This is a genomic window from Acidobacteriota bacterium (assembly GCA_028874215.1).
Classification (GTDB): Bacteria; Acidobacteriota; UBA6911; order RPQK01; family JAJDTT01; genus JAJDTT01.
Window position 1 is genome coordinate 1 of the sequence record JAPPLF010000064.1, and the last position, 14,293, is coordinate 14,293.

General features: G+C 65.0%; 13 protein-coding genes. 6 read left to right on the plus strand and 7 right to left on the minus strand.

From position 1 onward, the window contains the following. Positions 1–122 precede the first annotated feature (122 nt). Positions 123–1,616, minus strand: coding sequence for a hypothetical protein (locus OXT71_12240; GenBank protein MDE2927159.1), 1,494 nt, complete (start codon positions 1,614–1,616; stop codon positions 123–125). 26 nt (positions 1,617–1,642) lie between these two features. On the opposite strand from OXT71_12240, the gene OXT71_12245 reads away from it, so the two are divergent. Further along, the gene (locus tag OXT71_12245; GenBank protein ID MDE2927160.1) at positions 1,643–2,605 is read left to right on the plus strand and encodes an AAC(3) family N-acetyltransferase; all 963 of its coding nucleotides are present in this window, start codon (positions 1,643–1,645) and stop codon (positions 2,603–2,605) included. 3 nt (positions 2,606–2,608) lie between these two features. On the opposite strand, the gene OXT71_12250 is transcribed toward OXT71_12245, so the two are convergent. After that, a complete protein-coding gene (locus OXT71_12250) occupies positions 2,609–3,124 on the minus strand; it encodes a YfcE family phosphodiesterase (protein MDE2927161.1) in 516 nt (171 codons plus the stop codon). Positions 3,125–3,288: 164 nt separating this feature from the next. On the opposite strand from OXT71_12250, the gene OXT71_12255 reads away from it, so the two are divergent. The 5 genes from OXT71_12255 to OXT71_12275 all read left to right on the plus strand — a co-directional run bounded on the left by OXT71_12255 (position 3,289) and on the right by OXT71_12275 (position 10,232). After that, positions 3,289–4,605 (plus strand): Gfo/Idh/MocA family oxidoreductase, encoded by a 1,317-nt coding sequence (locus OXT71_12255; protein ID MDE2927162.1) that lies wholly within the window; start codon positions 3,289–3,291, stop codon positions 4,603–4,605. A 137-nt stretch (positions 4,606–4,742) separates the two neighbouring features. Beyond that, on the plus strand, positions 4,743–5,990 hold the full coding sequence (locus OXT71_12260) for a family 10 glycosylhydrolase (protein ID MDE2927163.1): 1,248 nt from the start codon (positions 4,743–4,745) through the stop codon (positions 5,988–5,990). Between the two features lie 55 nt (positions 5,991–6,045). Then, positions 6,046–7,293: a family 10 glycosylhydrolase gene (locus OXT71_12265; protein ID MDE2927164.1), complete on the plus strand. Its 1,248-nt coding sequence runs from the start codon at positions 6,046–6,048 to the stop codon at positions 7,291–7,293. A gap of 52 nt (positions 7,294–7,345) precedes the next feature. Then, a complete protein-coding gene (locus OXT71_12270) occupies positions 7,346–9,328 on the plus strand; it encodes a CehA/McbA family metallohydrolase (GenBank protein ID MDE2927165.1) in 1,983 nt (660 codons plus the stop codon). 136 nt (positions 9,329–9,464) lie between these two features. Beyond that, entirely contained in the window at positions 9,465–10,232 is a 768-nt protein-coding gene (locus OXT71_12275; GenBank protein MDE2927166.1) for a glucose 1-dehydrogenase, read from the plus strand. Here the strand turns inward: OXT71_12275 and OXT71_12280 are convergent. The 5 genes from OXT71_12280 to OXT71_12300 all read right to left on the minus strand — a co-directional run bounded on the left by OXT71_12280 (position 10,183) and on the right by OXT71_12300 (position 14,289). Next, positions 10,183–11,058: a hypothetical protein gene (locus OXT71_12280; GenBank protein MDE2927167.1), complete on the minus strand. Its 876-nt coding sequence runs from the start codon at positions 11,056–11,058 to the stop codon at positions 10,183–10,185. The genes OXT71_12275 and OXT71_12280 overlap by 50 nt on opposite strands. A 125-nt stretch (positions 11,059–11,183) precedes the next feature. Further along, positions 11,184–11,327 carry a hypothetical protein gene (locus OXT71_12285; GenBank protein ID MDE2927168.1) on the minus strand — a complete coding sequence of 48 codons (144 nt, stop codon included), beginning with the start codon at positions 11,325–11,327 and terminating at the stop codon, positions 11,184–11,186. An 89-nt stretch (positions 11,328–11,416) separates the two neighbouring features. Continuing rightward, positions 11,417–12,235 (minus strand): hypothetical protein, encoded by an 819-nt coding sequence (locus OXT71_12290; protein MDE2927169.1) that lies wholly within the window; start codon positions 12,233–12,235, stop codon positions 11,417–11,419. Beyond that, on the minus strand, positions 12,232–13,191 hold the full coding sequence (locus tag OXT71_12295; protein MDE2927170.1) for an ROK family protein: 960 nt from the start codon (positions 13,189–13,191) through the stop codon (positions 12,232–12,234). The genes OXT71_12290 and OXT71_12295 overlap by 4 nt, the downstream gene beginning before the upstream one ends. Before the next feature lie 57 nt (positions 13,192–13,248). Next, complete coding sequence (locus OXT71_12300; protein MDE2927171.1) at positions 13,249–14,289, minus strand: C-terminal binding protein; 1,041 nt, start codon at positions 14,287–14,289, stop codon at positions 13,249–13,251. Positions 14,290–14,293: the final 4 nt, after the last annotated feature.

Genomic DNA, 14,293 nt, shown 5'->3' on the forward strand with positions numbered 1-14,293 from the left:
TTCTATCTTACTGATATAGATACAGTTAGACCGACTATCCGAAGTGAAGTTCCGCCTAACCGCCGATTCTTGAGCCGCCGGGAGACGCGAACAGGACCGGGCGATTAGGGAATCGTCCCCCCTCAGAACAGCGCCCGCACGCTTCGGGGAGGAATCACCCGGAACCCATAGATCGTGGCCTGCTTCAGATACAGTCGGACGCTGAACGCCCCCCGGGCCACCACCGGAGCCAGGCTCTCCTGCCCTTCCCAGACCACCTCCTGTTGATGCCCGTTGCCGGTCATCGGCCGGCATTCCTCCCGCGTGTACCCCGCGATGGGCTGTCCCCGGGCATCGAGGAGTTCCGCCCGGATCTCGCCGCCCTCGGCTTCCGCGTTCAGGAGCAGCGCCGGCTCCCGGTCCTTGGCCAGCAGAAGCCGGGTGGTCAGCGTCCCATCGCTCCGCGCCCTCCACCCGGCGAACGCTCCCTGCTGGTAGGTTGCCAGACCGACTCCCCTCGTCCCCTCCCGGTCGTGCAGCGAATGATCGCTGCCCGTGTAGAAGACGGCCATCCGGCCGTCGACCACCGCTTCGGCGGGAATCGGACGCACCGATCCGGCATCCCATGTCCCGGCGCTGGTGTCGGCAAAGTACCCCTCCCGGAACCGCTTCCAGTGGATTCCGTCCCGGCTCAGGCCCAACTGCCCCCGGAAGATCTCGGTCTCCGAGTCGTAGCCCTCTCCGTACATGACGTAGACATCCCGTGCCCGGCTGTACTTGAAGATGCCGGGACCATAGATCTGCCACGCGGGAGGATCCTGTTCATCCAGGGTGTGGACCGTGACGGGCGCCGACCAGTGGAAGGCGTCCGGACTCGTGGCCCGCCCGATGGACCGTTTTCCCCGGACGTGGGTCCGGAAATATCCGGTGTAGAGGCCGATCCGATCGTCCCAGAAGAAGAGGTTGTGCGTGTCGAATCCGCCCAACCGGTTGACGTAGGGCGTGAATTCCCAATGGATCCCGTCGGGGGACCAGCCGATTCCCACGCCCCGGCCCCGGAAGTCCCACCGATTGAGCATCATCTTGAACCGCCGGCCGGCGTCCGCGGCGGCGTAGTCCTTCACCACCCAGTAGACGGGCGTTCCCCGCGGCCGCTCGTTGGGATCCAGAAACAGGATGTTGTTCTTCTTCGAGCCTTGGAAGTCCACCAGTCCCAGCTCCGGTTTCTCCCACCGGACGCCGTCGGAGGACTCGGCATAGAGGCAATGGCTGCGGTTGACCCCTTCCTCCGTCCGTCCCAGGATCTGGTACCACATCCGGTAGAGCCCCTCTTCCTCGTCGTGAAGAACAGCCACGTAGTTGAGGATCCCCTGCCGCTCCCAGGGGCGGTCGATGACCAACAGTGGATTGGCTGGATGCTTTTCGAGCCGGGCCTGGACCAACTCCAGGCCCTGCCGGTCCCGGACCAGCCGGTCGTCATGCAGCAACAGCACCTGCTGGCGGTTCAGCACCAGCGGCTCCGCCACGGACGAAGAGTCGGGAAGATGTCCGCAACCGGACCCGATTCCAAGTGCCAGCAGAGCGAGAATGGGAGCAGCGTGGCCGGCGCGGCCCAACTGCAAGAGATTCCTGTCCATACGTTCCTCCCGGGTGGCGTCACCGAATGCCGCAAACTATGATGAGGCTCATGGTGCCACAGCAGGAGACCGGCCAGAAGGGATTGACGCAGGATGAGATTCGGCAGGGACTGGTCCGGATCGGATTGAGACCGGGGAACGTGGTCCTGGTCCACTCGGCCATGCGGACCTTCGGGCACATTCGAGGCGGCGCCGAAACCGTGGTGGAAGCCTTCCTGGAAGTTCTCGGCCCGGCGGGAACGCTGGTGGCTCCCAATTTCACCTTCGTCCACGAGGCCGAGGAGGATCCTCTCATCGACCCGGAGAACGACCCGTCGGAGATGGGGATCATCAGTGAGACGGTGCGGCGTCACCCCCGGTCGATCCGCAGCACCGGGTTTCGCCACTCCTTTTCGGCCATCGGGCCCAGAGCCGAGGTCATCACCCAGGTGGACCCCTCCCTCTCGGCCTTCGATCTGCGCTCCTCCTTCGGCGTCATGCTGGCGCTGGACACGCAGATCGTGCTGGCCGGAATGACCTACCACGCCTCCACCAGCCACCACTTCGCCGAATGGTTCTGCGACGTGCCCTACCGCCGCACCATCCCGCTGAACGTCCGGCTCCGGCGGCCGGACGGCTCCATCGTCCGACAGGACATGCTGGACTACCAGCCCAAGCCGGGCGACGCCGGCGCCTACTACGACCGCCACACCGACTTCAACCGCTTGGGGCGCATGCTGGAAGAGCAGGGGTCCGTGGGGATCACGGCCATCGGGAACTCGGCAGTCCGGCGTTTCGCCATGCGGGACCTCATCGACCTGGCCCAGGTGGAGGCGGCCGCCGACTTCAACATCTTCCGCGTGGCGGACGAAACCGCCCAGCACGACTTCGCGCCCCTGGACTTCGGCGTGACCGTACTCAGCCCGCCTCTTCCTGACGGCGCCGGCCGGCCGAATCAGTACCAGTGGTGCGTGGTGGACGAGGCCGCGCTCCAGGCGACCCTGAAGTAGTTCTCAGACCTGGTCCAGACTCACAATCCGGAAGCTGTTGTCCGCCGTCTCATAGAGACCCAGGCTTGGGGATTTCCCCATGTCCCCCAACAGGCCGGGATTGGCCAGCAGAACCTGTTTCCCCCCTGCTTCCAGAACTTCCTGGCGGCAGGTGTGGTCATGGCCGAAAAAGACGGCATCGTATTGCCCGGTCAAGGCCAGGCCCCGGGCCAGGGTGGGATAGTGCTGCAGAGCGATCTTCCGGCCGTCGACCTCGATCTCTCCCAGCTCGGCGCCGTGGTGGTGCAAATGGGGAAATTCGGTGGTCCGGGTGACCATGAGGAACGGGTCTCCGTCCACGTTCCCGAGGACCAGGTGGATCGGGTTTTGGAACGCCGCCGCCAACCGGCGCAGCGTCAAAGGCGCGCAGACGTCCCCGCAGTGCAGGAGCATGCGAATGCCCAGCCCGTTCAGGTAGTTGCAGGCGCGATCCAGGTTGGGCCAGTTGTCGTGGGTATCGGAAATGACGGCGACCTTCATTGTGTTCCAGCGTAAGAACGGCGTCCCCGACTGTCAATTGTGGGGACCGGCTTCGGACATTCCTGATTCCCTTTCTTGACAGGAACGCCGGATCGGTCCATACCTGAGAGTACGCAAATCGGATCCGACAACCGTCCGCAAGGACCACTGCCACGGAGATTCACATGGCCCAAGCCAATCGTCGATCGTTCCTCAAGTCCGCCGCACTCTCGAGCGCGGCGCTGGCGACCCCCGCATTCCGGAAGGATGCCCAGAGTCCCAACGAGAAGTTTCGCGTCGCCTGCATGGGAGTCCGCGGCAGGGGCGGAGGACTCCTCTACGGGTTCGCCGAACTGGAGGACGTGGAGGTCACCCACGTCTGCGACGTGGACACCCGGGTCTTCGAGGAAAAGCTCAAGAGGACCGAGGAGATCCAGGGGAAACGCCCCAAACCCGAGACCGACTTCCGGCGCCTTCTGGACGACCCGTCCATCGACGCCATCGTGATGGGGACACCCACCCATTGGCACGCCATCCCCACCATACTGGCCTGCCAGGCCGGAAAGCACGTCTATGTGGAAAAGCCCGCCTCCCACAACATGATAGAGGGCCGGGCCATGGTGGAGGCCGCCCGCAAGTACGACCGGGTGGTGCAGGTGGGCATCCAGTCGCGCAACGGCCGTTTCTTCCAACAGGCGTTCGACTACATCCGTTCCGGTGTCCTGGGGAAGGTCCGCTTCGCCAAGGGTTGGGAGAGCGCCCACAACCGGAACCTGGGGTTCCCGGCGGACACCGCCCCTCCGTCCGGCGTCGACTACGACATGTGGCTGGGACCGGCCCCCGAACGTCCCTTCAATCCACTCCGCTTCCACAGCCACTGGCGCTGGTTCTTCGACTACGGCTGCGGCGACCTGGGCAACGACGGCGTCCATCGCCTCGACTACGCCCGGCGCGGGTTGGAGGCGGGACTCGAAGCCCAGGGCGAGACCCTTCCCGAGTGGCCGTCGGCGGTGAGCGCCAGCGGCGGCAAGCTGGTTCTGGACGACTGCCAGGAATGGCCCGACACCCAACTGGTCATGTACGACTATCCCAACTGCATCCTCATGTACGAGATGCGCCTCTGGTCCCGGCCTCCTTTGGAGGGCCTGGTCGAAGGCGCCGCCGTCTACGGGGAGAACGGCTACGTGATCATCGGAAACCGCAGTTGGCGCGCCTACGGCCCCAAGGCCGAACTGCTCCACGAAGCCCAGGGCTCGAAGAGGGAGGACGACGTCCGGCACAAACGGGACTTCCTGAGCTGCATCAAAAACGGCGGCAGGCCCGCCTGCGACATCGAGATCGGCCACGTGGCCTCCGGCATCGTCCATCTGGGCAACATTGCCTGGCGCACGAACAACAAACTCAAGTTCGACGCCGCCACCGAAACCTTCACCAATGACGAGGGGGCCAACCGGTTGCTGGGCCGGACCTATCGGGAACCCTGGACACTCCCGAAGGTCTGAGCCCGGGAGAAGCCGGCGGCACATGGTGAGGCCTCACCACGGGACGGCATCCACCGGCAGAGTGATTTCCGGATCGGCGGCGCGGGTTGTCGTGCGTCCACACATTCAATCCGAGACATGGAGACGCGAGGTTGACCATGGCGGACAGCAATATGAACCGAAACATCATGAGTGTCAGTTGGGGCGACCACCTGGAAGCCTGGGACGGGGACGACGCCATGGATCAGCCGGACAAGATCCTGCGCTGCGCCGAGCGCTGGAAGTCGGAGTTCGGCGCCGGCGCCATCTACTGGCGGGAGATGAGGAGCTGGAGCAAGTTCCGGATCGGCTTCACTCCCCCCGGCGCCCCGCCCCGCAAGGTCTTCGACGACTACGAGCGCAAAGGGTACGACGAGCACGAGTTGATCACCACCCAGGTCAAGGAGATGGGCTACAAGGTCTACATGTACGCCACCATGTTCGACGAAGGGTTCCCCCTGAGCGAGGGCTGGCAGGGAGGCATCTACGGCTGGCAGAGCCAGTTCACCATGGCCAACCCCGAGTACCTGGCCCGGGACAAGGAGGGCCGGCCACATTACGGCATCATGGAGTACACCTTCCCGGACGTGCGCCGCTACACCATCCGGCGCATCCTGTCGGCCCTGGGGGACTACGACTTCGATGGGGTCTTCGTCTGCACCCGCTCCCAGTCCAAACCGGCCGTCCATGGCGACCAGTTCGGATTCAACGAGCCGGTGGTCGAAGAGTATGAGCGACGCTACGGCGTCGACATGATGCGGCGCAACTTCGAACTGGAGCCTTGGCGGCGGCTCCGGGGAGAGGGATTGACCCAGTTCTTCAGAGAACTGCGATCGGCCCTCGACGCCCGGGGGATGAAACTGGGAATCGGAGTCCCTGCCGGAAACTACATCGGCCCACCCCTGGGCAACCTCTACCTGGATTGGAAGACCTGGGTCGAGGAGAAGCTGGTGGACGATCTGGTCATCGACCAGGTGGCGGTCCGCTGCCCCTCCTTCTGGCACCTCATGTGGCCCAAGAATCCGGGGTACGGATACCTGGTCAACGACGAGGACCACTACGGAATCAAGGGGGGCGACGACTACGGCGAGAAACGCTTCTGGTCGATTCCGCTGGTCAAGGGGTCGCCTGCCTACGAAGGAGCCATGGAGCGCCTCTACGGCGCCATCCGCAACGACTACGGCCCCCATTGCGCCCGTAACGGGTGCCGGCTGCACGTGGCCCGCATGTGGTCGGTGCATGATCCGGAGGAAGAGGCCCGGCTGCTGGACACCGAGGGCGTTTCGGGTTTGGCCCTCGGCTCGTTCGGAGCCGTGGTCGACCGTCGGGCCGGCGGGGTCCGCCCCGACGTGGCCAATCCGGCCTGAATCCGGTCCGGACCATTGACCCGGCAAATTGGAAACGAAGACTTCGAGGTTGACCTTGGCTGAAAACAGCACCAAGCGGACCATCATGAACGTCAGTTGGGGCGACCACCTGGAAGCCTGGGACGGGGACGACGCCATGGACCGGCCCGGCAAGATCCTGCGCTGCGCCGAGCGCTGGCGGCGCGAATTCGGCGCCGGCGCCGTCTACTGGCGGGAGATGAAGACCTGGAGCAAGTTTCGCATCTGCTTCAGCGCCCCGGGCGCCCCGCCCCGAAGGGTCTTCGAGGACTACGAGAACCAGGGCTTCGACGAGCACGAACTGATCACCACCAAGCTCAAGGAGATGGGCTACAAGGTCTACGTCTACGCCACCATGTACGATGAGGGCTATCCCCTGAGCGAACGGTGGCAGGGAGGGACCTTCGGTTGGCAGAGCCAGTTCACCATGGCCAACCCCGAGTGCCTGGCACGGGACCGGGAGGGCCGTCCCCACTACGGCGTCATGGAGTACGCCTATCCGGACGTGCGCCGCTACACCATCCGCCGCATCCTGGCGGCCCTGGGGGACTACGACTTCGACGGAGTCTTCGTCTGCACCCGCTCCCAATCCAAGCCGGCCGTCCATGGCGACCAGTTCGGATTCAACGAGCCCGTCGTCGAAGAATACGAACGGCGCTACGGCGTCGACATGATGCGGCGCAATTTCGACCCTGAGCCGTGGCGGCGGTTGCGGGGAGAGGGGGTGACCCGGTTCCTGAGAGAGTTGCGGTCGGCCCTCGACGCCCGGGGGATGGAGCTGGGAATCGGCGTGCCCACCGGCGACACCATGGGCCCGCCTCTGGGCAACCTCTACCTGGACTGGAGGACCTGGGTCCGGGAGAAGCTGCTGGACGATCTGGTCATCGACCAGGTGGCGGTGCGCTGCCCCTCTTTCTGGGGGCTCCTGTGGCCCAAGCACCAGGGTTACGGCTACCTGGCCAACGACGAGGACCACTACGGGATCAAGGGTCTCGACGACCACGGGATCCCGAGCTACTGGTCGATCCCCCTGGTCAAGGGCTCGCCGGCGTACCAAGGGGCCATGGACCGGCTGTACAGTGCGATCCGGGACGACTACGGCCCCCACTGCGCCCGGCACGGCTGCCGGCTGCACGTGGCGCGCATGTGGTCGGCGCACGATCCGGAGGAAAACGCCAGGCTTCTGGACACCGAGGGGGTTTCGGGTCTGGTCATCGGCTCGTTCGGAGCAGCCGTGGACCGGCGATGCGGGGGATATCGTCCGGACGTGTCACCGTCGGCCTGAACCCGGTTTTCGCCGGCGCAACCCCAAGGCCCTCAGGAGAAGGGAGGAACCCATGTCGAACCGGAACCGAGCGGGAAGCATGAGCAGCCTCGGGCGCGGGGCGGTATGGCCGGTTCTTCTGCTGGGTTTCCTCTTGGGGGCCAACGCGCCGGCCCATCCCACCGAGGAGATGCTGAAGGCCCGCCTGGCCGTTCACACCTGGGCCAACGGCTTCCTGAACCGGGACATGGAGACCATGGCTTCGATCCTGGACCCGGAGATGACCACGGACCGGGGCGAGAACCGGGAGCAGTACCTGGAGACCCTGCACCGGGGCATGCACAAGATCACCCACGTCTGGCTCCGCTTCGCCCACTACCAGGAGGTGGGAGACACGATCCGGGTCCACCCGGTCCTGGTCTACCGGTCCCATGGCGTCACCAAGCCGGCCCTGACCCTGACGCTGCGCCGGAGGGACTCGGACTGGAGGATCGTCCACATCGGCAGTGAACGCCGCCCGGACCTTCCGCCGGAACTCGCAGTCCACAACCCCGAGCAGCAGCCCCTGCACCTGGTCCGGGTCCACTTGCGGGACCGGGACAGCGGCGCGGCCGTGGCGGCGCGAGTCCGGGTCCTGGACCAGGACGGAACCTACTGGCCGCCTCAGGGTCACCAGTGGCGGGTCCCCATCGGCTGGCGCGAGGATGTGGGAGGAGACGTGGTCGTGGTGGACAAGACCTATGCCTACGTTCGTCCCGATTTCATTCTGCCCCTGGCCGCGGGAAGCTACGAAATGGAGATTCTCAAGGGAATCGAATACGAGCCCCGCAGCATCGCCTTCTCCGTCAAGAAGGGGCAGGTTCCGGAACTGGAGGTCCAACTGCGGCGCTGGTCCAACCTCCAGAGGGACGGCTGGTATTCGGGCGACACCCACGTCCACTTCGTGAGTCCCCACGCCGCCCTGCTGGAGGCCAAGGCGGAAGACCTGAACGTCATCAACATCCTGGCCACCAAGTGGGACGAGCTGATCACCAACGTGGAGCACTTCACCGGTGAACCGGACCGGGTCTCGGAGCCGGAAACCATCATCTACGTGAACGAGGAGAGCCGGCACGACTTCCTGGGGCACACGGTCCTGCTGAATCTCAAGAACCTGGTCTATCCCCTGACCTGGGGCGGCCCCGACGAAGGGGTCCCGGGCGGTATCGACTACCCGCCCATGGCGCACCAGGCGGACAAGGCCCATGCCCAAGGCGGGTTCGTGAGCTGGGCCCACTTCCCGGGAGCGCGCGGCGAACTGGCCATCGACGTGGCCCTGGGCAAGGTGGATTCCATCGATCTCATGACCTGGGGCGACCCCCTGGCTCCCCGCCGCAACCGTCCTGCGGCCGCCGAGATCTGGTACCGCTTCCTGAACTGCGGATTCCGGCTGGCCGCGGCCGGCGGCACCGACAAGATGTCCAACATCCAGGTGGCCGGAATCCCCCGTGTCTACGTCCAGGTCCCCGGACCCTTTTCCTACGATGCCTGGCTGGACGGGATCCGGGCCGGACGGACCTTCGTGACCACCGGCCCCATGCTCCGGTTCACCGCCGGCGGCCGCAAATTGGGGGAGACCCTATCGGCCTCGGCGGGCGAGGAGATCGAGGTGACGGCTTCCGTCCGATCCAGGATTCCAGTCGACTGGGTGGACATCGTCCAGGGCGGCAAGGTCGTCGCCAAACTGGAGAACCCGTCCGGCGAACGGGACCTGACGCTGAAAGACCGGATCCGGGTCCAGGACACCTCCTGGATTGCGGCCCGGGCCTACGGACCCGAACTGGTCTACCAGGGAGGAATTCCCCTGGTGGCCCACACCAGCCCCATCTATCTTCAGGTGGGGGACCGGAAACCGCGATCGCCCCAAGACGCCGCCTTCTTCCTCACCTGGATCGACGAGGCTCTGACCTGGCTGGAGGAGACGGCCAACATCCCCGACCCGGCGCAGCGCAAGGAAATGAAGGATCTCTTCGAGAAGGCCAAGGGAATCTACGAGAAGATGAGGGACGAAGGTTGAACGGACCGGAGCGGCGGTTTCCTAACCGCCGAACTGGAGCGGCGGTTTCCAACCGCCGAACTCCTATGTGACAAATTTGGCGAAGAAGACTGGGCGATTGGAAATCGTTCCTTTTTCCCGGAAGGAGAGGTCCAGCATGTCCGCTAGTCTCAAGGACAAGGTGATTCTCATCACCGGCGCCGGATCGGGCATCGGCCGCGCCACCGCTCTGGCCTGCGCCCGGGAGGGAGCCCGGGTCGTGGTCTCCGACCTGAATCCGGAATGGGCCGCAAGAACCACGGAACAGATCCTGGCTGCCGGCGGCACGGCCCATTCCCTGCCCGCCGACGTCGCGGACCGGGACCAGGTCGAAGCCCTGATCCGGGACACGGTGAAGCTGCACGGCCGCCTCGACTGCGCCCACAACAACGCCGGCATCGAAGGAGAGACGACCCCCTTTCACGACTACTCGGAGGAGATGTTCGACCGGGTGACGGCCATCAACCTGACAGGCGTCTGGTACTGCATGAAGTTCCAGATCAGGCAGATGCTGCTGCAGGGAGGCGGCGTGATCGTCAACACCTCTTCGGGCTCCGGCCTGGTGGGGACCGGCAACGGGGTCAGCGCCTACAACGCCAGCAAGCACGGTGTCATGGGCCTGACCCGGGCCGCCGCCGTGGAGTACGCCCGGGAGGGCATCCGCGTGAACGCCGTCTGTCCCGGCGCCATCGACACCCCCATGGCCGACAGATTGTTGGGACGGGATCCGGCCAAGATGGCCGCGACCGCCATGCGCACCCCGTCGCGGCGCTGGGGAACGGCGGAGGAGGTGGCGGAGGTCGTGGTCTGGATGTGTTCCGACGCCGCGTCCTACCTCACCGGCCAGCCCGTGAGCGTGGACGGAGGCTCTCTGGCCGGGAGGTGACCCGGCTCGACTGCGAAGGCGTCTCCGCAACCGGCTCGAAATCGCTCCAGTGGGAGGTCCGCCGGGTGTGCATGGATCGAAACAGGACCCTCCCCTTGAGATAGATCCGAAAAAGACTCGGGAACCAATTCCCGCCCTCCCCTTCCCGGCACTCCAGCATGCCCTCGACGTGGGATATGGAACCCAGGATGCCCCACCCGAACCGGGTGGTCCGAAACATCCGGAACTCGACCCGGGCGATGTCGTACGACTCCTGGTCGAGCCAGACGCGGCCTCTGGAGTTGTTCAGGGCCCGGTCGACTCTGTGCCGGACCGGAAGCTTTTCGCTCTTGGGCTCGAAGCTCACGACGAACGCCTGGCGTCCGTTGACCTCGCCGGTCCCGGTGAGACGAAATCGATACCGGTCCACCAATTCGCGGTTGAAGCGGAACACCCGCGCGTTCAAGCTGTCCCCCTCCCCGTCTTTCCGCAAGCGGCGCCGAAAGTCATGCTCTTTCCGGCGCTCGGCCCCCTTTTCCCGCTTCCCCAGCGGTTTTCCGTCCTTCTCCAGCAGTCTCTCGTAGCGCATTCCGTCGATGTACACCACCTGGTACAGGAACTTCTCGACCCGGACGGGACGGGAGTCCCGGTCCAACTTCTCCACCACCCGGAGCAGCCGGTGCGTATAACGTTGATCCACACCCTGCTGTTCCCGGGCCAGGCCCCGTTCCAGGGCCCGGGCAAGGACCTCCTTCTCGGAGGGCTGAGGTGCGGGGTCCTGCCCCCACAACCGGGCTCCCGTTACGGTCCAGGCCAGCAGAACAACGACGCAGATCGAACGCCTCACGATGGACTCCACTCGGTTCCGGGCAAGAGCAGGGCTCCTTCCACCACAACAGTTTTACCCCATCTTGCCGGAACGACCTGATACGTCCCGGCGAGCGGTGGGAAAACGTACCGCTCGATCTCATTTCAAATCGGGGCGAAGAACAACTCCTCGCCACTCAGGCTCACCCCGCCTCCCATCACGATGATCTCAAGCGCCAGCAGGTTCAGATCTTGGGCAACGGCCCATCCCAGCGCCCGGGTCGCCCGGCTGAACGGGGCCAGAGCCACGGGGTCTCCGAACCGAGCCGCCTCGCACCTCACCGGCCAGCCCGTGAGCGTCGACGGCGGCTCCCTGGCGGAGCGATGACTTCACCGGACTATTCGGAGCGCTCTGCCACCGGCACGAAATCGCTCCAGTGGGACTCGAGCCGGCTGTGCAGGGACCGGAACAGGATCCTCCCATTGAGGTAGAGCCGGAAATAACTGGGAAACCAGTGGCCGTCCCGGCCTTCTTTCCGATCCAGCCTTCCATCGACGCGTGAGATGGAACCCAGGATTCCCCCCCAGATTCGCGTCGGACGCATGAGCTCGAACTCGACTCGGACGATCTCGTACGATTCCTGGTCCAACCAGACCGAGCCGCGGGAGTTGTTCAGGGCACGGTCGATTCGTCGCCTGACAGGCAGCTTTCCGCTCTTGGGCTCAAAGGTCAGCCGGTAGACCTCCCGGCCATGCAGCTCCTCCGTCCCTTCCACTCGAAAGTGATACCGGTCCACCAAATCCCGGTTGAACCGGATTTCATCTTCGTCCGGCCTGCCGCCATCCCTGGCCCTCTCGATACTCCGACGGAATTTTTGCTCGTTCCGGCGTTCGGCCTCCTGCTCCTTCTCGTTCAGGGGCTTTCCGTCCTTCTCCAACAACCTCTCATAGCGGACGTTGCCTACGGGAACGACCTGGTAGAGGCGCCTTTCGACCCGGGTTGGTTGGGCCTGCTTGTTCAGTTTCTCCGAGATCCGGAGGTGTCGAAAGGAATAGGCCTGTTCCGAACGCCGCCTGTCGTTGGCCAAGCTTCGTTCCATGGCCCGGGAAAGGATTTCTTTCTCCGAGGGCTGCGCGGGGGAACTCTGCCCCAGGGAAATACCGCAGGTTCCGGCCCAGGCCAGCAGGAGAGTTACTGCGTAAGTTGAACGCTTCAACCTCGACTCCACTCGGTTCCGGCCAAGAGCAGGGCTCCTTCCACCACAACCGTTTCACCCAGCTTCGCCGGAACGACTTGATAGGTCCCGGCGAGCGGAGGGAAAACGTACCGCTCGATCTCGTTTCGAATCGGGGCGAAGAACAGTTCCTCGCCACTCCGGCTCACCCCGCCGCCGATCACGATCAACTCAGGCGCCAGCAGAGTCAAGACCTGGGCAATGGCCCACCCCAGCCCCCGGGTGGCCCGCCGGAACGCGGCCAGTGCCAGCGGGTCTCCGGATCGAGCCGCGTCGGCGACCATCCTGGCGGTCAGACGCGCCGGGTCTCCGTGGCAGAACTCCAGCAGCCGGCCATCGTTCGGGTTCGAATCGCACTTCGCGGCACTCAGCCTCCTGCGGGCGAATTCGGCAATGGACCATCCGCTGGCCAGGCGTTCCACGATTCGGTCCGGATCCTCTGCGTCCAGGCCCGGGCGCAGATGCCCGATCTCGGACACCGACGGCCGCCCCTGGCCTTGAAGCCGCCCGTTGACGACGTAGCCGCCTCCCACGCCCGTTCCCACCGTCACGAAAAAGACCGAGTCCTTTCCCCGGCCCGCCCCGATGCGGCTCTCGGCCAACGCGGCCACGTCGCAATCGTTTCCCAGAACGGCCGGCAAATCCAGATTCCGGCGGAACCAGTCGACCAGAGGGTAGTTCTCCCAGCCGGCGATGTGGTGGCTCTTGCGCACCCGGCCCTTCGCTCCGTCCACCGGACCACCGAAACCCACTCCGACCCCTCGAATGGAATGGGCCGACGCCAATTCGGCAGCCGCCTCGCGAATCATCTCCAGGATGCCCGCCGCGCCGGCCGGGGGATCGACTCTCCGGCGTGTCAGGGAGACCGGGGGAGTCCCGTCTCCGGCGCCGACACCGAACTGGAGTTTGGTCCCGCCGATTTCGATGCCCAAGAACATGGAATCAAGAGCTCTCGGGTGCGTTCGGCCCCGGAGACGACCCTGACGGCCGAGCCGCTACCGGTCGGCGTAAGGCTTCAACTCCAACCGGGGCCGGACCGTGGGATTGAAGGGAAAGGGAGGCCAGTAACCCTGCATCAGACAGGAGACCGCCTCGGTCACTCCACGGAAAACGTCGGCCAGGGCTTCCACGGATGCGGCTCCATGGTGCGGCGTGACGATGGCGTTCTCCAGGCTCCTCAGAGGGCTGTCGGCGGCGAGCGGCTCCTGATCCGTCACGTCCAGGCCGGCTCCCCCGATCCGGCGGTCCTTCAGAGCCGCCACCAGAGCTTCCTCGTCCACCACCCCGCCGCGGCTGGTGTTGATGAGAAACGCCGTGGGCTTCATCAGTCCGATTTCGTGCGCTCCGATGAGATGCCGGGTGCTGGGGTTCAAAAAGGTATGAATGGAGATGAAGTCCGACCCCTCCATGACCCGTTCCAACGAGGTCAACTCCACATCCAGGTCCGACGCGATTTCCGGGTCCACAAAAGGGTCGGTGGCGATGATCCGCATACCGAATCCCCGGAGCCGAGGGACCACACGGCGGCCGATGTTCCCGAATCCGACCAACCCCACGGTGAGACGATCAAGCCGGCGCAGCGGCGGATCCAAAGGCGGATCGGTCCAACCGCCCGACCTGACATATCGATCAGAACTCACGACGTTCCGCGCGCAGGCCAGGACCAGGGCCGCGGCGTGGTCCGCCACCTCGTTGACGCAGTAGTCCGCCACGTTGAAGACGATGATCCCATGGTCGGTGGCGGCTTCGACGTCGATGTTGTCCACGCCGATCCCGTAACGTCCCAGGGCCCAGCAGTCGTCCAGGTTTTCGATCACCCGCCTGCTGATGGGACTGGACAGGCCTTCGCTCAGGATGATCCGGGCTCCGGCGCAGGTCTCGATGATCTCCTCTTCGGTGAGCGCCCGCTTCAGAACCAACTCGCCGCCCAGATCTTCGATCGTTTTCCTCTCGTCGGCATAGTTGTCGCTCTTCTCCGCGAGATAGCAGTCCACATTTACGACTCGAACCGGTTCGCCCGGCGATCCACTGGTCATTGGG